This window comes from Caballeronia glebae (genome assembly GCF_001545035.1).
Taxonomy (GTDB): domain Bacteria; phylum Pseudomonadota; class Gammaproteobacteria; order Burkholderiales; family Burkholderiaceae; genus Caballeronia; species Caballeronia glebae.
In genome coordinates this window covers 40,352-58,402 of sequence record NZ_FCOJ02000046.1, presented here as the reverse complement: position 1 = coordinate 58,402, position 18,051 = coordinate 40,352, and the positions used below count along the sequence as shown (strand labels likewise).

At 62.2% G+C, this 18,051-nt stretch carries 16 protein-coding genes and 3 pseudogenes; 9 read left to right on the top strand and 10 right to left on the bottom strand.

Annotation, left to right across the window (positions count from 1 at the left end; all coding sequences use genetic code 11):
- From gudD to AWB82_RS26315, 3 genes and pseudogenes are all read right to left on the bottom strand, one after another.
- Nucleotides 1-321, bottom strand: a pseudogene (gene gudD, locus AWB82_RS26320) (glucarate dehydratase); the annotation flags it as partial.
- Nucleotides 322-366: 45 nt separating this feature from the next.
- Nucleotides 367-471, bottom strand: a pseudogene (locus AWB82_RS39235) (SMP-30/gluconolactonase/LRE family protein); the annotation flags it as partial.
- Nucleotides 472-506: 35 nt separating this feature from the next.
- The gene (locus tag AWB82_RS26315; RefSeq protein ID WP_456061740.1) at nt 507-1,880 is read right to left on the bottom strand and encodes an MFS transporter; all 1,374 of its coding nucleotides are present in this window, start codon (nt 1,878-1,880) and stop codon (nt 507-509) included.
- Nucleotides 1,881-2,100: 220 nt separating this feature from the next.
- On the opposite strand from AWB82_RS26315, the gene AWB82_RS26310 reads away from it, so the two are divergent.
- Nucleotides 2,101-3,138, top strand: a complete 1,038-nt coding sequence (locus AWB82_RS26310; protein ID WP_086972283.1) for a LacI family DNA-binding transcriptional regulator — start codon at nt 2,101-2,103, stop codon at nt 3,136-3,138.
- 521 nt (nt 3,139-3,659) lie between these two features.
- On the opposite strand, the gene AWB82_RS26305 is transcribed toward AWB82_RS26310, so the two are convergent.
- The 4 genes from AWB82_RS26305 to AWB82_RS26290 form a co-directional block, all read right to left on the bottom strand.
- Complete coding sequence (locus tag AWB82_RS26305; RefSeq protein WP_086972282.1) at nt 3,660-4,907, bottom strand: enolase C-terminal domain-like protein; 1,248 nt, start codon at nt 4,905-4,907, stop codon at nt 3,660-3,662.
- A gap of 79 nt (nt 4,908-4,986) precedes the next feature.
- Nucleotides 4,987-6,279 (bottom strand): MFS transporter, encoded by a 1,293-nt coding sequence (locus AWB82_RS26300; RefSeq protein WP_086972281.1) that lies wholly within the window; start codon nt 6,277-6,279, stop codon nt 4,987-4,989.
- Between the two features lie 84 nt (nt 6,280-6,363).
- Nucleotides 6,364-7,131, bottom strand: coding sequence for an SDR family oxidoreductase (locus tag AWB82_RS26295; protein WP_086972280.1), 768 nt, complete (start codon nt 7,129-7,131; stop codon nt 6,364-6,366).
- Nucleotides 7,132-7,230: 99 nt separating this feature from the next.
- The gene (locus tag AWB82_RS26290) at nt 7,231-7,950 is read right to left on the bottom strand and encodes a FadR/GntR family transcriptional regulator (RefSeq protein WP_086972279.1); all 720 of its coding nucleotides are present in this window, start codon (nt 7,948-7,950) and stop codon (nt 7,231-7,233) included.
- A gap of 81 nt (nt 7,951-8,031) precedes the next feature.
- Between AWB82_RS26290 and AWB82_RS38515 the strand changes: the two are divergent.
- Nucleotides 8,032-8,326 (top strand): annotated as a pseudogene (locus AWB82_RS38515) (GntR family transcriptional regulator); the annotation flags it as partial.
- A 67-nt stretch (nt 8,327-8,393) separates the two neighbouring features.
- Here the strand turns inward: AWB82_RS38515 and AWB82_RS26280 are convergent.
- Nucleotides 8,394-9,281: a LysR substrate-binding domain-containing protein gene (locus AWB82_RS26280; protein WP_086972278.1), complete on the bottom strand. Its 888-nt coding sequence runs from the start codon at nt 9,279-9,281 to the stop codon at nt 8,394-8,396.
- Between the two features lie 127 nt (nt 9,282-9,408).
- Here AWB82_RS26280 and argH point away from each other — a divergent pair, with 127 nt between their 5' ends.
- The 7 genes from argH to AWB82_RS26245 are packed head-to-tail and all read left to right on the top strand — an operon-like array spanning nt 9,409 to nt 16,459.
- The gene (gene argH / locus AWB82_RS26275; protein WP_200818204.1) at nt 9,409-10,842 is read left to right on the top strand and encodes an argininosuccinate lyase; all 1,434 of its coding nucleotides are present in this window, start codon (nt 9,409-9,411) and stop codon (nt 10,840-10,842) included.
- On the top strand, nt 10,836-11,705 hold the full coding sequence (locus AWB82_RS26270; protein ID WP_086972277.1) for an amino acid ABC transporter permease: 870 nt from the start codon (nt 10,836-10,838) through the stop codon (nt 11,703-11,705). Before argH ends, AWB82_RS26270 begins: the two co-directional genes overlap by 7 nt.
- A 10-nt stretch (nt 11,706-11,715) precedes the next feature.
- Nucleotides 11,716-12,480, top strand: a complete 765-nt coding sequence (locus AWB82_RS26265; RefSeq protein ID WP_086972276.1) for an amino acid ABC transporter ATP-binding protein — start codon at nt 11,716-11,718, stop codon at nt 12,478-12,480.
- A 47-nt stretch (nt 12,481-12,527) separates the two neighbouring features.
- Nucleotides 12,528-13,364, top strand: coding sequence for an ABC transporter substrate-binding protein (locus tag AWB82_RS26260; RefSeq protein ID WP_086972275.1), 837 nt, complete (start codon nt 12,528-12,530; stop codon nt 13,362-13,364).
- Nucleotides 13,351-14,208 (top strand): polysaccharide deacetylase family protein, encoded by an 858-nt coding sequence (locus tag AWB82_RS26255; protein WP_086972274.1) that lies wholly within the window; start codon nt 13,351-13,353, stop codon nt 14,206-14,208. Before AWB82_RS26260 ends, AWB82_RS26255 begins: the two co-directional genes overlap by 14 nt.
- Nucleotides 14,205-15,086: a polysaccharide deacetylase family protein gene (locus AWB82_RS26250; RefSeq protein ID WP_086972273.1), complete on the top strand. Its 882-nt coding sequence runs from the start codon at nt 14,205-14,207 to the stop codon at nt 15,084-15,086. The genes AWB82_RS26255 and AWB82_RS26250 overlap by 4 nt, the downstream gene beginning before the upstream one ends.
- Nucleotides 15,083-16,459: an MmgE/PrpD family protein gene (locus tag AWB82_RS26245; protein ID WP_086972272.1), complete on the top strand. Its 1,377-nt coding sequence runs from the start codon at nt 15,083-15,085 to the stop codon at nt 16,457-16,459. The genes AWB82_RS26250 and AWB82_RS26245 overlap by 4 nt, the downstream gene beginning before the upstream one ends.
- A gap of 37 nt (nt 16,460-16,496) precedes the next feature.
- Here the strand turns inward: AWB82_RS26245 and dkgB are convergent, their stop codons facing one another.
- Nucleotides 16,497-17,303, bottom strand: coding sequence for a 2,5-didehydrogluconate reductase DkgB (gene dkgB, locus AWB82_RS26240; RefSeq protein WP_086972271.1), 807 nt, complete (start codon nt 17,301-17,303; stop codon nt 16,497-16,499).
- A 159-nt stretch (nt 17,304-17,462) separates the two neighbouring features.
- Nucleotides 17,463-18,044 carry a PPC domain-containing DNA-binding protein gene (locus AWB82_RS26235; RefSeq protein WP_086972270.1) on the bottom strand — a complete coding sequence of 194 codons (582 nt, stop codon included), beginning with the start codon at nt 18,042-18,044 and terminating at the stop codon, nt 17,463-17,465.
- Nucleotides 18,045-18,051: the final 7 nt, after the last annotated feature.

The following is an 18,051-nucleotide window of genomic DNA, read 5'->3' as shown; positions in this document are numbered from 1 at the left end:
GGTTTGCAGGCCACGGCCGCCCGCGTCGCGATCGGCGAACTTCGTGCGAACCTGATTCAGCACCGAATGCAGATTGCGGATCGATTGCCCGACGACGAGCGAACGCGCATCGTCGATGGTCTTGCGGATGTTCTCGCCGCCCGGCACTTCGCCGACGCCCGTATTACCCGCGCTGTCCTTCAGGACCACGATGTTGCGCGTGAAGAACGGGCCGTGCGCGCCCGAGAGGTTCATGAGCATGCTGTCGCGGCCGGCGACAGGGATCACGCGAAGCTCAGTAACGGTGGGCGTCGCGTTGACGAGAGTCGTAGTGTTAGACATAGGAAAGTACCATCGCTTTGGTTAAAACATGCGCGCGTCGTACGGTCAGACGGCGCCCTCCGTGTCGACATACAGGGCGTACAACGAGTGAGAACGGGCCATGTAGAGCCGGTTGTTCTTCGGTTCGCCGGAGATCAGCTCTGCAATGCGTCAAGCGCGCTCAATCTGTTCTCCTCGTTATGCAATCATTCAGCCAATTGAAAACGCTCGATCTTGCCCACGACAAACACGTAGCAGACGATCGCGATCAAGGCATTGGCACTCACGAAAACGAGCGCTGCCGCGAATGAACCCGTTCCCTGCACCAGATAGCCGATGACGATCGGCGTCGTGATGCCCGCCGTATTGCCGAACGTGTTGAAGAGCGCCGCGCACAGCCCGCTCGCCTGCTTGGGGGCGGTATCCGAGACGACGGCCCAGCCCAACGCACCGATACCTTTGCCGAAGAACGCGGCAGCCATGATGCCGATCACGAGCCATTGGCTATCGACGTAGTTACACGCGATCATGCAGGTCGACAGCAGCAAGCCGACGACAATCGGCACCTTGCGCGCAGTGCTGGTCGAGAAGCCGTGCTTCATCAGACGATCGGAGACGACACCACCCAGCACGCCACCGAGGAATCCCGCGATTGCCGGGATCGATGCGACGAAGCCCGCCTTCAGGATCGACATATGACGCTCCTGCACGAGGTAGATCGGGAACCAGGTCAGGAAGAAATACGTGAGCGTCGTAATGCAGTACTGCGCGATGAAGATGCCGAGCATCATGCGGCTCTTCAGCAGTTGCGCGATTGCGTGGCGACCCTGTTGGTTCTTTGTATGTGCTTGCGCGGCGAGGCGTTCCTTCGCGATTTGCTGGTCTTCCAGGTCGACCATCGCACCGTTGTCGCCGATGTAGCGCACCTCCGCGTCGTTCGCAAGCGGATGCTGACGCGGCGCATAGATGGTTTTAAGCCACAGGCCAGCGACGAGGATGCCGAGCCCGCCCATCGCGAAGAAGACGTGGGGCCAGCCGTAGGTATGGGTGATCCAGCCCATGATCGGCGAGAACAGCACGGTGGCGAAGTACTGCGCCGAATTGAAAATGGCCGATGCCGTGCCGCGCTCCGCAGTCGGAAACCAGGAGGCCGTCAAACGCGCATTGCCCGGAAATGCGGGCGCTTCGGCTGCACCGACGAGAAAGCGCATCAGAAAAAGCGTCGCAAAGGCGACGCCGATTGGCAGGGCAGCGACGAAGCCCTGGACCGCGGTGAGAATCGACCAAAAGAAGATGCTGAATGCATAGACGCGCCTGGACCCGAAGCGGTCGAGCAGCCAGCCGCTGGGAATCTGGGCGATCACATAGGCCCATGCAAACGACGAGAAGATATACCCCATCTCGACAGGCGAGATGTGCAATGCCTTCTGGATCGAGGAACCGGTAATCGATATGGTCGCGCGGTCCGCGTAGTTGATCGTCGTGACGAGGAACAACATGAACACGATCAGGAACCGCGCTTTGCTGCGGCCGGCGTAGCGCTGCGCATCTCCGTCGACGCTCATCGCCGAGTCGCGCATGTTATCGCCGGCTATCGAGGTTGCTGCCCGTTGCACGCCTTTCTCCATCATCGTCTCCGGATGGTTGTGTGATGTCTCATCGGATTGGAGAATATGTTAGCGCAAACATTCCGTAAATTCGGGTTTTCCCGCCGCGTTTGACATATGACGTCGTATATCTTTATCGATTTTGGTTGCTTGCGAGGGTATCTATACAATCGAGCGTGACAACGGAGTTGAAATGGAAGAGAGCTACGCGCCGGCAACCGGTCGAACCCTTCAGACAAATGACAGCGTGACTCTGGAAGACGTCGCCCGTCTGGCGGGCGTCACCGCAATGACGGTGTCGCGCACGCTCAAGCGGCCCGAACTCGTCCGTGAGGAGACGCGACTGCGCGTGATGGACGCCGTGCGAGCCACGGGCTACGTGCCGAACTTGCTTGCCGGGGCGCTGGCAACGAACAAGAGTCATCTGATCGCTTTGTTGTTGCCGACGATAGCCACGTCGATTTTTACGGACATGGTGCAGACCATGATGTCGACGCTTGCCGCAGCCGGCTATCAGACGCTGCTCGGCTTGACTGACTACCTGAAGGAGCGCGAGGAGCAACTCGTCGAGACATTGCTCGGGCGGCGGCCGGACGCGATTGTCCTGACAGGCACGGACCATTCGCCGCTCACGCGCGAGAGACTACGCCGAACCAAGGTGCCGATCGTCGAGATATGGGACCTGACCGACGATCCGATCGACATGCTGATTGGCTTCTCGCATGAGGCGGTCGGCATTGCCGTCGCGCGTCATCTGCTGCAGAAGGACTATCGGCGGTTCGCGGTCTTGTCGGCCGACGACCCGCGTGGCTTGCGGCGGAGCACGAGCTTTATCGATGAGTTGAAGCGACAGGGCATCGAAAGCGTACCGATGGAAGTGCTGCCTGCTCCCGCAACGCTGCAAACCGGGCGCGAAGGCTTCGTGCGCCTGCTCGAAAAGGACTTGCCCGACGTAATCGTGTGCAGCACGGATACGCTCGCGCAGGGCATCCTCGCCGAGGCGGCGAAGCGTGGCATCGGAATTCCTCAGGATGTGGCCGTCATGGGTTTCGGCGACTTGAGCACGGCGGCGCACGTGCATCCTTCGCTGTCGACCGTGCGGATCGACGGGGCATCGATTGGAAGACTCGCCGCCGAAGCGCTCGTGAGCAGGCTGAACGCGAAGGAGCCGCCGCTTCCAGCACTGCGCGTCGACACGGGGTTCAGGATAGTGGACCGCGAGAGCGCCTGAGCGGCGGACATCTTTAGGGCGAGGGCAACATAACAGCAGCCTTCGTTTCGCGATGGATGACTGTTCGATGTCGCCTGAACAACGCCCGCGCGACGCTGACGAATGTCACTTCGTGGCCGGTTCGTGAAGCCGTCCGTGACAACGCCCACGAGCTGCAGCGCGTGCGGCGCCGAATTCGACGGTGACGGTCGGCACTGCGGGATGATTCAAAGCACAGGCTGCGCTTGAGGAAACGTCCAGGTTCCTTTCAGGACTTCGGCGCGCGGGCGATAAAGTCGCACTGTGTAGTTCCAGCCAGCCGCGCTATGAAGAAGCGTCGACACGCCAAACATGCCTTAGGGTGATGACCGCCTCCGGCTCAGCATTGTTCTCTGGTTTGGCCATTGATCTTGCATGCGAGGGAATGCCTTGAAAAGCTCGGACGCACGTTTTCCAGCACTATGTGGAGCCCCGCGTTAAGGGGACGCGGGACCTGCGCCAAACACGAAGACAAACGAAAGCGTTAGTTTGAATTGACCCGCTTACGGAGTCTGCAAGGTGCCGTCTTTCAGGCGCGTTTGCGTCCAGGTCGTTACGACGTTCTCGCACGGATATTTCGCGGCTTCCGTCTCGTCGATATCGACGCCGAGCCCGGGCTTGTCGTTTGCATAGACGTGTCCGTTCCTGTATTCGGGCAGTCCGGGAAACACATCGAGCAACGCGGCTCTTGGCCCTTTAAGCTCCTGGATCACGAAGTTGGGCGGCTCGGTGCCTGACCATTCCTGCACGCCGAAATTGCGCGATGCGAGATCGATGTGAATGTTCGCGGCATGCGCGAGCGGCGACATATCGCCGGGTCCATGCCACGCGGTTCTTACGCCGAACTGCTCCGCGAAGATCTGCAGCTTGCGACCGGCCGTGATGCCGCCGATCTGGCTCAAGTGAACGCGTATGAAATCGATCAGGCGTTCCGTGATGAGAAAGCGCCATTCCGACGGATTATTGAAGAGCTCGCCCTGAGCCAAAGGCGTGGTCGTCTTGGCTCTCAGTTGCCGCATCCATTCGCCTTCTTCCAGCGCGATAGCATCTTCGAGGAAGAACAGATCATACCGTTCCAGTTCGCACGCGAATTTGATTGCCTCGACGGGCTTCAACCTTTCATGCACGTCGTGACACAGGGCGACGTCGAAGCCTATCTTGCTGCGAAGACCATCGAACAGCTTGAGCGTGTCGCGCATGTACTTGCGACTGTCAAGATACACGCCATCCAGTGAGCCTTGTGGCGCGCCCGACGGCGCTTGGCCGAAACTAGCGCCGCCATAGCCGCCGCTTTGGCAGCGAATATGGGTGATGCCTTGCTCGCGATATCGCTGGATGTTTTCACACAACTCGCTGAGATCGCGCCCATCCGCGTGACGATAGATCGGTACGCCTTCGCGGCATTTTCCGCCGAATAGTTGATAGAGCGGCATGTTCGCCATCTTGCCCTTGATGTCCCACAACGCCATGTCGATGCCGGAGATGGCGTTGTTTTCAATCGGTCCATTGCGCCAGTATGCGTTCTGGTGCATCAACTGCCAGAGCTCTTCGATCGCTTCGGCGTCGCGACCGATCAGAAGCGGCCGCAGATACTCCTCGACCAGACACTTGACGGCGAGATGCCGATACGCAAACGTCGCACATCCCATGCCGTACAGACCGGGCTGGTTTGTCTCAACCCTTACGACGGTCAGGTTGATACCTTCCGGCGCGGTCAGGATGATCTTTACATCGGTAATGAGAGTTGCCATCTTTTATCTGCCAGATTGGACGCGCCGCGCGTGCATGCGCGCGCGTCCAGATTTCTATGAGTCACATGGGCTCGAACGCTTACGTGCGGCCCATGGCGAGCGGTGCGTCATCCTTTGAGCGCTCGTCCGAACGGGCCGGGACGGTGATCATCAGAATGACCGAAAGCAGAAGGGCGGCTGCCATGAAGATGTAAGAAGCAGCAGGGCTGCCTGTGGCCCCGTTCAGATAACCGACAACCCACGATCCGCAGAATGCGCCGAGCGCACCGCATGCATTGATGAGTCCGATCGCGCCACCGAGCACATTGCTCGGGATCAATTCGGGCACGAGCGCGAAGAACGGTCCATACGGCGCATACATCGTCGCGCCTGCGATGACCAGCAGCACGAAAGAGAGCCAGAAGTGCGAGCCGCCGAGCAGATACGAGCCCACGAACGCGACTGTTCCGACGAGAAGCAACGGCCACACGAAGAGCTTGCGGTTGCGTGTTTTGTCGGAGAGCCATGAGGCGAGCAGCATCAGGATGATCGCGGCGAGATACGGCACGGCCGCGAGCCAGCCTACCGATACGATGTCGATGCTGGACGCTTGCTTGAGGATCGACGGCAGCCACATGATGAACCCATACACGCCGATGCTCCAGAGCGCGTGGATCGCGCAGCACTTCAGCACGATCGACGAGCGAAACGCCGTCTTGTAGTCACGCACCGGCGCGATATGAGCCTGCTCGGCCGTCAGGCGTGCGGCCAGTTCCGTCTTTTCTGCTTCACTCATCCACGGCGCGTCGGCGGGACGATCCTTGACGGTGAACCACCAGACGATGGCCCAGGCGATCGCGGGCAGACCTTCGATGACGAACATCTCGCGCCAGCCGAAGCTGTGCACGAGATAGCCCGACACGACCGACATCCACAGCACCGTCACCGGATTGCCGAGGATGAGGAAGGTATTGGCGCGCGAGCGTTCGCTGCGCGTGAACCAGCGGCTGATGTACATCAGCATGGAAGGCATCACAGCCGCCTCGACCACGCCGAGCACGAAGCGCAGCGTCATCAGCATCGGAATGTTGCTGACCATTCCGGTCGCCGCCGCGCACAGCCCCCAAAGGAGCAGACTGAAGAAAATCAGCTTCTTCACGCTGTTGCGCTGTGCGTAGATCGCGCCGGGAACCTGGAACAGGCAATAACCGAGAAAGAACAACGAACCGATCAGGGACGACATGCCATGCGTAATGCCGAGATCCTTGTCGATCCCGGCCGCAGCGGCGAAGCCGTAGTTCGCGCGGTCGAGGTAGGCGAGGCTGTAGGTGATGAAGATGATGGGCATGAGATACCACCATCTTTGGGGTGCCACGGGTTTGACGCTTTCCATGATGTCTCCGGATCGGTACCGCGTAAATGCTGTCGGGATAGCGGGGCTTTCTTGTTGTCGTTATATTTCCGCGAGGGATTCAGTTCAGAGCACGGCGAGCCAGCCGCCGTCTACGTAGATGATCTGGCCGTTCACATAGGTCGATGCCTGCGACGACAGATATACCGCCGTGCCGACAAGCTCTTCCGGCTTGCCCCAGCGCTGTGAGGGATTGCTGCTCTTGACCCACGCATCGAAGGCGGCGTTGTCGACCAGCGCCTGGTTCATGTCGGTGAGGATGTAGCCCGGGCCGATGGCGTTCGCCTGAATGTTCGAAGACGCCCACTCGGCACTCATCGCCCGGGTCAGCATTTTGATGCCCCCCTTTGCCGCCGTGTATGCGCCGACCGTCGCGCGTGCGCTTTCGCTCGTCAGCGAGGCGATGTTGACGATCTTGCCCCCCGTGCCGCGCGCGATCATGCGACGCGCCGCTTCTTTCGCGACGATGAACGCGCTCGTCAGGTTCGTATCGATCACACGCTTCCAGTCGGCGAGTTCGAGTTCAACGAGCGGCTTGCGAAACTGGATGCCGGCGTTGTTGACGACGATGTCGATCTGGACGCCGTCACGGTCCCATTGTGCGAATGCGTCGGCGACGGCTGTTTCGTCTGTGACGTCGAACGCGCGACCTTGTGCCTTGAAGCCTTCGCTTTCGAGGCGGTGCACCGCTTCGGCAACGGTATCGGCGCGCGTTCCGTTCACGATCACGCCAGCGCCCGCGGCGGCGAGCCCTTCTGCAAGCGCGAAGCCGATGCCTCTTGCGGAGCCCGTGATGAGCGCCGTGCGGCCGCTCAGGTCGAATAACGATGTCATCGTTTTTCCTTTCAAGTGTCGAGTCGAGGCGCGAGTGCGCCCCTCGCGGCCGGCGAGCCGACCGCGATGATGTTTGTGTCGATGGCGTTGCTTAAGGTGTCAGACGGGCTTCTCGTTGACAGTGCCGTTCAGCGTTGCCCGATCCTCGAAGTCCTTCTCGGCGCGCCGGATGAGCGTGAGCACCGCTTGCTCCGCGGTCTCGGGATCGCCTTGCTCGATGGCGATGCAAAGCGCTTCGTGCATCGGCAGCGAACGGGCCGGGCCGCCTGCGATTTCCGAGCTGAGTTCGAAACTCGTGCGCAGGATCGCTGACAACGCGTTTTGCATTTGCTGCACGAACTGGTTGTGGCACGCGGTGAGGATCGCGCCGTGGAAGGCGAGGTCGGCGGGCACGTATTCGCCATGACCCGCGACCGCGCGTTCCATTGCCTTGTAGGCACGCCGCACGGCTTTGCGGTCATCGTCGGTTGCGCGCTTGGCAGCGAGCTTGGCGGCATTGGGCTCGATGATCAGGCGCAGCTCCATCAAATCTTCGATCAGGCCGGGGTCGAGCGTTCCCGCTCGCGCGCGCCACGTGATTACGTCTGGATCGAACAGTTGCCATTGCGAGCGCGGCAGCACGATCGTTCCATAGCGGCGGCGCACTTCGAGCATGCCTTTGGCGGAGAGCGACTTCATCGTCTCGCGGATCGTGATGCGGCTGACCTGCATTTGCTCGGCGAGAATGGGTTCCGCAGGCAGAATCTCGCCCGGCGCGAATTTACCGGAACAAATCTGCTCGCCCATCTGGTTTAGAACCTGCCGATGTAGGGTTGCCATAAGTCTCTCTAGGTCATACGTATGATGTAGAAAGATAGGCTTACGCGTTTTATTGCACAATTCGGGATGACCCGTACTGTTTGGGCCGAGCGCGAACCCGGGCACGGCTGGGCAGTTCTCGCCGATGCCTGACTACAGCGGACAGCTTGCTCAAGTCGTATCGGCTGCGCGTGGCGCTGGAATCTGCCGCGCTGCCCGAACCTGGCTATCGGCTCGAAGAGAAAGTGCTGGAGCGTTGCCGCGATGTCGAGAAGCATCTGCTCGCGGCGGCGTCGAGACGGATACTGCCGATCAGCTTCACGAGCGCGGCGTGCGCCTTCATGAATCGTTGGTCGAGGCATCGTGCAACAGCTTTTTCATCGATGCGATCAAGCGAGAAGCACTCGACCTCGACGTTGCGAACGACTGCGAATGGACGCGAACGCTCACAATCCGCCCAAGCCCTACACCAACTCACTCAATAGCTGTTCAAGCCAGAAGACGAACGCCGACGCGAGCGGCGAATCTGCACGCTCCGGCGGCCGCACGATGTGATACGGATGCCGCGACGGCACCGTTGCCTTGAACGGCCGCACGAGCGTGCCCTCGACGAGATCGTCGCGCACCGAGATGCTGTCGCCGAGCGCGACGCCCTGACCGTGCAGCGCGGCTTCCACCGCAATATGCGCATTGCCGATCTCCAGAATGCGCATGCGTTCGGGATGCTCCACCTTCGCTTCCATCAGCCAGCGCATCCACGAACCGGCGTGCTCGCAGAACAGCGCATAGTGGCGCAAATCGTCGGGCGAGCGGATCGCCTTCGGGCCGTTCATCAACGCGGGACTCACCACCGGATACAGCGACGGATGCTCGATTAGCGTGACCGAGCGGTCTTTCCAATGCGCTTCGCCGTAGCGGATGCAGACGTCCACATCGGGCGAATAGACTTCCTTGTCATCGTTCGATGGAATCAACTTCAGCTTGATCGCCGGATACCGATGCAGAAAGTCGCCGATATGCCGTGCGAGCCAGCGCGAGGTGAACGACAGCGGCGCCGAGACGACCAGATCCCCCGCGACGACCGTTTCCCCGACTTTCGCCACGGCCGTCGCGATCATCTCGAAGGCGCCGCGCACCGATGGCAGCAGCGCTTCGCCCGCCGGCGTGAGCTTGAGCCGCGCCCGCGAGCGGATGAACAGATCGACGCCGAGCGACTCCTCCAGCACGCGCACCTGATGGCTGACCGCGCTCGCCGTGACGTTCAACTCCTCGGCGGCTTTGGCGACGGTGGCATGGCGCGCCGTCGCCTCGAAAGCGCGCAGGGGATTGAGCGGCGGCAGGCGGCTACGCATGGTCGTTCGGCGGGCTCACGGTCGAGATGCTGAGAAAAATTTCATTAAAGCAGGTTCAAAATCTCGCTACAAACAAAAAAATTGTAGGCCTATGCTCGTCGTGAACTCAACGTGACGAGGATGAAGCATGAAGGTGACGGAAGGGACCGAACGGTTGTGGGGCGGACGTTTCAGATCGGCGCCTGCAGCTGAACTCAAGGCGCTGTCGCGCTCCGAGGAAAGTTTTTTCAGGCTCGCGCCGTATGACCTCGCCGGCTCGAAGGCGCATGCTCGCGAGTTGCAGCGCGCGGGCGTACTGAACGCAGACGAACTGCAAAGCCTGCTCGCGGAAATGGAGCGGGTGCGCGCCGAATTTGTCGAAGGGCGGCTTGCGCCCTCGCCGCACGACGAGGACGTGCACACGTTCCTTGAGCGCGTGCTGACCGAACGGCTCGGCGCGGCGGGCGCGAAGCTGCGCGCGGGACGTTCGCGCAACGATCAGGCCGCCAACGACCTGCGCCTCTTTCTGCGCGACAAGGCGCGCAAGATCGCGCGCGACGTGATCGCGCTGCAGGATGCGCTCGTCGCTCAGGCGCAGGCGCATTTGCGCAGCTACAGCACGGGCTTCACGCACTTGCAGCCGGCGCAGCCCGTCGTGTTCGCGCATCAACTGCTGGCGCACGCGCAGGCGTTCTATCGGGATGTTGATCGCCTGATCGACTGGGATCGCCGCAGCGCGCGCTCGCCGCTCGGCGCGGCGGCGCTCGCGGGCTCGGCCATCTGCGTGAATCCGGCGCTTTCGGCCAAAGAGCTGGGCTACGACGCGCCCTGCGAGAACTCCATCGATGCCGTCGCGTCGCGCGATCACGTCGCCGAATTCCTGTTCGCGACGAGCATGCTGGCGGTGAACCTGTCGCGTCTCTCGGAAGAGGTGATTCTCTGGACCTCGCGCCAGTTCCGCTGGGTCGAACTCGACGATGGCTATGCGACCGGCAGCTCGATCATGCCGCAGAAGAAGAACCCCGATATCGCCGAACTTACGCGCGGCAAGGCGGGGCGTCTGATCGGCAATCTAAGCGGCTTGCTCGCGACGCTCAAGTCGCTGCCGCTCGCGTACAACCGCGATCTCGCCGAAGACAAGCGCGCCGCGTTCGACGGCATCGACACGCTCGCGCTCACGCTGCCCGCGATGGCCGGCATGATCCGCACGATGCGCGTGAACGTCGACGAACTGCGCAGGCAGGCGCCGCTCGGCTTCACGCTCGCGACCGAAGTGGCCGACTGGCTCGCGCTACAGGGCATTCCGTTCAGCGAGGCGCATGAGATCACCGGCGCGCTGGTGCGGGCGTGCGAGGAACGCGGCATCGAGTTGTCCGATCTGACGGCGGACATGCTCGCGGCGGTCGATCGGCGTCTTCATGCCGGCGTGCTCGATCACCTCACGCTCGAAGCCGCCGTCGATGCACGCAGCGGCTTCGGCGGCACGGCGCCGGCGCGCGTCGTCGAGCAGATCGATCGCCTGAAGCTGGCGCTCGCACGGCAGAGCGAATGGGCAAGCGAATACGGAGGTCCGAGATGTTGAGCGCAACGGAGCAGGCGCAGCATTCGATGACAATAGAGCAGCCGAAGCTAGAACGCGTGCGTCGCCGGTACTGGGGCCGCTATGTGGCGTCGGCCGCGATCGTCGTCGTGATCGGGTATGTCATCGCGGCGTTCGCGCACGGACAGATCGAATGGCAGACGGTCGGGCGCTTTCTCACCGCGCGCACGATCCTGATGGGCCTCGCCAACACCATCGTCATGACGATTCTCGCGATGGCCTTAGGCATCGCGCTGGGCGTCGTCACGGCGGTGATGCGGCTCTCCAGCAATCCGGTGCTGAGCTCCATCTCGCAAGGTTACGTGTGGCTCTTTCGCGGCACGCCGGTCATTCTGCAACTGCTCCTGTGGTTCAACCTCGCACTCGTGTTTCCGGCCATCGGCATTCCGGGCGTGTTCACGCTGCGCACAGTCGATGTCATGACGCCGTTTCTCGCGGCGCTTCTCGGGCTCGGCATCAATCAGGGCGCGTATACGTCGGAAGTGGTGCGCGCGGGGCTGCTGTCCGTCGATACCGGGCAATACGAAGCGGCGAAGTCGATTGGAATGCCGCGTCTTCAGGCGCTACGCCGCATCATTCTTCCGCAGGCGATGCGCGTGATCGTGCCGCCTATCGGCAACGAGCTCGTCGGCATGGTCAAGCTCACGTCGCTCGCGAGTGTGATCCAGTTCGCGGAGATGCTGCACAACGCGCAGAACATCTACTACGCGAACGGACGCGTGATCGAACTGCTGATCGTCGGGGCGATCTGGTATCTCGTCGTCGTCACGGTGCTTTCGTTTTTGCAGACGCGCGTCGAGCGCCGCTATGCGCGCGGCGCGGGCCGTGCGTCGAGCCGTCAGTGAGGAGACACGCATGAATCCAATCGTTCGCGCATCGGACGTGCGCAAATCGTTCGGCGAGTTCCAGGCGTTGAAGGGCATCACGCTCGATGTCGCCGAGGGCGAAGTGCTGTGCATCATCGGACCTTCGGGCTCGGGCAAGAGCACCTTGCTTCGCTGCATCAATCAACTCGAAACGATCAGCGACGGCTCGCTCTGGGTGAAGGGCGAACTGCTCGGCTACAGGCAGTCGGGCAACCGGCTCCATGAACTCTCGGAGAAGGAGATCGCGCGCCAGCGTCTCGCGACCGCGATGGTCTTCCAGCGCTTCAATCTCTTCCCGCACATGACGGCGCTGGAGAACGTGATCGAAGGCCCGGTGCATGTGTTGAAGCGCCCGCGCGCGCAAGCCGTGCAGGAAGCGCGCGCGCTGCTCGAACGCGTCGGGCTCGGCCACAAGTGCGATGCGTTTCCCGTCGAGTTGTCGGGCGGCCAGCAGCAGCGCGTGGCCATCGCACGCGCGCTCGCGATGCATCCGCAACTGCTGCTGTTCGATGAACCCACGTCCGCGCTCGATCCCGAACTGGTCGGCGAAGTGCTCGCCGTCATGCGCGGCCTCGCGCAAAGCGGCATGACGATGATCATCGTCACGCACGAACTGGGCTTTGCGCGCGAAGTGGCGAATCGCGTCGTGTTCATGGATCAGGGGCAAATCGTCGAGGCGGGACCGCCGGAGCAGGTTCTGTCCGAGCCGCGCCATGCCCGCACGCGCGATTTCATTTCCGCCGTGCTGGCCTGAGAACGTCTGAAGGTCAATCAAACAATCGATTCCGGAGCGAGCATTTCATGAAAGCCACTCTTCGTTTGCAAAGCCTCTGTGCACTGGTCTGCGCCGCCGCGCTGCTGCATGTCGATGCGGCCAGCGCGCAGGCATCAGCGCCCGGCAAGAAGGAAATCGTTGCCGCCGTGGTGCCGAACTATCCACCGTTCGAGTTCAAGGACCCGGAGACCGACAAGCTGACGGGCTTCGACATCGACCTCGGCGAAGCGCTCGCCGCGAAGATGGGCGTGAAGATGGTATGGCAGGAAACGAGCTTCGATCAGATGCTGAGCGCGCTCACGACCAAGCGCGTGGATATCATTTTGTCGGGCATGACGGATATTCCCGAGCGGCGCGCGTCGGTGAACTTTCTCGACTATCTGAAGAGCGGTCCGCAGTATTACGCGCTGAAGACGCACGCGGGCGATTTCCCCAACATGGATGCGTTGTGCGGCAAGACGGTCGGTTCGAGCCGGCGCACGTCGTTTCCGACGAACATTAAGGCGTGGAGCGACGAACATTGCGTGAAGGCGGGCAAGAAGCCGATCGCGGTCGTCGGCACCGATGGTTCGTCGGATGCGCGCATGCAACTGCGTCAGGGACGGATCGACGCGGCCGTGCAGGGCGGCGAGACCATGCCGTATCAGAACAAGATCGATCAGAACGCATACGTGACGATCGGCGCGCCGTTCATGTCGCAATACATGGGCGTCGGCATGGCGAAGGACAGCGCGGTCCTCAACGACGCCGTGACGAAGGCCTTCGATCAGCTCATCGCCGACGGCACTTATCAAAAGATTCTCGCCAAGTGGGGCTTGCAGGAACAAGGCGTGCAAAAGGCGCAGATCAATGCAAGCAACTGAGCCTCGTATCGACGCGACGCCGCGCTGGCCCGATGGCAAGCGTTCATGTGTCGCGCTCGCATTCGATCTCGATGGCCCGACCGGCAGCGCCATGCTCGACGGCTCGATCTGGCGCAATCCCGCTTACTTTACGCTCGGCGCGTATGGGCCGTGGCGCGCGCTCGGCAGGATTCTCGACGTGCTCGCCGAGCGCGGCGTGCGCGCGACGTTCTTCGTTCCCGCATGGGTGATGGAGAACTGGCCTTCGCAATGCCGCGAGATCGTGCGCGGCGGACATGAAGTCGCGTATCACGGCTATCGGCACGAGGCATTCTGGACGCTTACGCCGGAACGCCAGCGCGAGATCATGGAGATATCGACGCAACTGTTCGAGCGTCATCTCGGCGTGCGTCCGGTCGGCTTTCGCACGCCATCGGGCGACTGGAGCGCCGAAACTCCCGGCATTCTCGCGGAGTTCGGCGTGCGCTATTCGAGCTCGATGCGCGGCGACGATCGTCCCTATGTGCTCGATGCGAAAAGCGGCCTGATCGAGATTCCCGCGCGCTGGGAACTGGACGATTACGCATCGCTTGCTTATCAGCGCAGGCCGGACTTTCCCGCGGGCCTCGATCGTATCGCGAGCTACGAGACGACGCTCGACAACTGGCGCCGCGAGTTCGACGGCTCGCACGACGAGGGACTCTGCATGACCACGCTGTTTCATCCGAAGGTGTCGGGCAAGCCCGGACGCATCGCGCTCATCGAGGGCTTGATCGATCACATGCTCGCGGCGGGCGACGTATGGTTCGCGACCGGCAGCGAAGTCGCCGACTGGTGGATGTCGAGCGGGCAGGCGAGCGCATGACGAACGATGCGAAATGGCCCGGCGGCGCGCGCTCGGCCGTGATTCTCACTGTCGATTGCAACGACGATCTCGGCATTCGCACGCAGGCGCCGGATATCGAGGGCCGCGAGAAATCGCTTTCCGTGTGGCGCTATGGCGCGAAGCGCGGCGTGGATCGACTGCTCGCGACGCTCGACGAATACGATGTGCCTTCGAGCTGGTTCATGCCGGGACAGGTCGCGCGCACGCATCGCGATCTCGTCATGCGCATCGACGCGGCCGGACATGAAATAGGCGTGAGCGGCGATGCCTGCGAGGACTTCGATACGCTCGATCTCGCGCAGCAGAAGCACGCGTTCGACTGCGGCCATGCCACGCTTACCGAGGCTCTGGGCCGCACGCCCGCGGGCTTTCGTCCGTTCACCGGCAACTGGGCGCCTGGCTTCGCCGCGCATTTGCACGCGCGGGGCATCGCATGGACTTCGACGTGGCTTGGCGACGACCTCCCTTACTACCATCTCGATGCGCCGCTGATCGAATTGCCGCTGCACGTGGAGCTCGAAGACGAGCCTTACTTCGCGTTCAATCTCGCACCGCCGGTGCCGGTCGGTCAGTCGCGCATCGCGTCGTATCGCGAAGTGCTTGGCAACTGGACGCGCGACTTCGAGGCGTTTCATCGCTTCGGCTTGTGCTTCGTGATGCGGCTGCATCCGGAGATCATCGGGACGGCGGGGCGCATCGGCGTGCTGCGGGCCTTGCTCGCGACGATGCGCGCACGCGGCGATGTCTGGTTCGCGACCGGCTCGCAGGCCGCATCGTGGTGGCGCGAGCGATGCAGCGCCAACGAGCCCGGACATCCGGTCGAGATCTTCGAGCGTCACAGGACCACCATCGCATGAACAAGCGGGAGCACTTTTTATCGGAACGGCTTGCGAACTTCATCGCGGATTCGTCGTTCGACGAACTGCCGCACGAGGTCGTCGAAAAAGCGAAACGGCATCTGCTCGATACGCTCGGCGCGGCGCTCGCGGGTGCGCGCACGGAGCCGGCGCGAGCTGCGCGCTCGGTGATGGATTCGACGGGCGACGCCATCATATGGGGCACATCGCGACGCACGAATGCACGCGATGCCGCGTTCATCAACGGCATCGCGGCGCATGCTCTCGAACTCGACGATTCCGGCGGCTGCGATCACTCGGGCGCGGTCGTCGTGCCCGCGGTCTTCGCGGCGCTCGGCCGTGTCGATCGGTGCGTTTCCGGCCGCGAGTTGCTGCACGCGATCGTGCTCGGCTACGACATCGCGCGGCGCGTGCTCGAAGCGTGCGGCGGCTACTCGGCGCACAACGGACGCGGCTGGCATTCGACGATGACCTGCGGCGTGTTCGGCGCGGCCGCCGCGAGTGCGCGCGTGCTCGGACTCGATGCGCGCGGCATCGGCGCGGCGCTCGGGCACGCGGCGAGCTTCGCGGGAGGACTCTGGGGTTTCATCCACGACGGGTCGCAGACCAAGCGCCTGCATTCCGGACGCGCGGCGGAAGGCGGCCTCACGGCGGCGTTGCTCGCGGCGGAGGGCATGAGCGGCGCCACGCGCATTTTCGAGGACGTATGGGGCGGCTTCCTGCGCACGTTCGCGGCGGATTCGGCGTGCCCCGATGCGCTCGTCGCGGAGCTTGGCGCGAACTGGAAGATCATGCGCTGTTCGATCAAGCCGCATGCGTGCTGCCGCAGCATTCATTCGGCGCTGGATGCGCTCATCGAACTGACGAACGGTGGTTCTGTCGCGCATGTGCGCGTGAAACTCAGCGCATTCGTTCACGGGATGTGCGGCGACCGGAAGCCGGTCAATCTGGCGTCGGCGCAAATGAGCATGCCTTATGCGCTCGCCGCTGCGCTCGTGTTCGGCAATGCGGGTATCGAAGCCTTCGTCGAACGGGCGCGCACGGACATGCGCGTGGCGTCGATGATGCAGCGCATCGTCCTCGAACCGGACGCATCGCTCGCCGATCTCGACGAACCCGAAGTCACCGTCACTTACGCCGACGGCACGACACGCTCGCTTAAGGCGACGATCCCGCTAGGCGACCCGCGCCGTCCGTTGGACGATACGCAACTGGTGGCGAAGTACTGGAGTCTTGCGGACGATGTGATCGGAAACGACGCGGCCGTTTCGCTGGCGCATGCCGTGTTGAATGTCGAAGAATGCGCGGACGTGAAGGCGCTCGAACGCCTGCTCGTGGGACGCGCCAACGCGTGCGCGACCGAGATCAGCTAGTGTCTTCGCCTGCCGGTCCTTCGATTCGACTCTTCGTTCAGTCCCACACCGGCGCGAGGCCTTCAGGACTGACTTCACGGCCGTTGCGTTCCAGTTCGGCGATCTGCGCCATGTCTTCGGCAGTTAGTTTGAGCTGTTGCGAGAGCAGGTTGCTCGCGAGGTTCTCGCGCTTCGTCGACGACGGGATCACCGAGTAGCCGAGTCGCAGCGCCCACGCGAGCGCGACCTGCGCCGCCGTGGCGTGATGCCGCTTCGCGATCTCGCCGATGACCGGATCGTTCAGCACCTTGCCATAAGCGAGCGTCATGTACGACGTGACGTGAATGCCTTGCTCGCGAAGAAACTGGACGAGCTTGCGGTTTTGCAGATACGGGCTCAACTCGATCTGGTTGGTCGCGATGTTGTCCTTGCCGACCACCGCGATAGCCTGCTTCGTCAATTCGATGTTGAAGTTGGAAATGCCGATCTGCTTCGTGAGACCTTGCGCCTTCGCATCCGCGAGTGCGCTCATGAATTCCTCAAGCGAAACGCCGTTGTCCGGCGCGGGCCAGTGGATCAGCGTGAGGTCGACTTCATCGACGCGCAGCTTCGTCAGACTCTCTTTCAGGCTCGGCACGAGCTTGTCGCGCGAATAGTTGTCGGACCAGATCTTGGTCGTCAGAAAGATGTCCGAGCGGGGTGCGCCCGAGGCCGCGATCGCCGCGCCGACTTCGGCTTCGTTGCCGTAGATCTGCGCGGTGTCGATCGCGCCATAGCCGAGTTCGAGCCCGTTGCGCACCGAGTCCATGACGACCTGGTCTTTCAGGCGGAAAGTGCCCAGTCCAAAAGCGGGAATCTGATTCATGGAATGCGTTCTCCGGTCCGATGCATCGTTCAATGTCGATGAACGTGATTCTGACCGGTTCGATTCATTCGAAAAACCGCTTGAAATGGGAAAGAATATTGATTCCGCGTCAAATGTCGACGCCGTCTGTTATCGCCAGACGGCGATCTCCCCGATGCTTCAGCCAATGCCGAGCACATTGGCGCCGATGCACGGATCGACCGCGCGTTCGAGCCGCTTCTGATGGATCACGAGCGTGATTTCCGTCGAGCCGGTTCCCACTTCGAGATTCAGCAGGTGGCCGCCGTAGGCGTTGAAGTTGCTGTCACCGGCCACGCCGTGCATATGGATCGACGGCTTGCCTTCTTTCCACGCGACCGATCCCGTCAGGCTGCCCATCTCGACATTGCGGAACGTCTTCGCATCGAAGTCTTTCTTCGCCGCGTTCCAGAAGCCGAACGTCGGATGACCGAAGCCGATGCCCGTCAAGCTGACCGCAGGAATGCTCTCCGCCAGCGCGAACTTCGTCAGTTGCTCGAAGACGTTGTCGCCCATGCGCAGCACCATGAAATAGCCCGTGGGCGTCCTGATGTATCTGCGTTGCACATCCGGGCCGCCTGCCGCGATCACGCCGGCCTCGCACTCTGCAGGCGTCTGCGTTTGCGCCGAGACACCGCCCGGGATGATCGATGTCGCCAATGCGCCGGCCGACAACGCCGCGATGTTCTTGAAGAAGTGCCTGCGCAGATAAGTCTCGTCCATGAAGCTG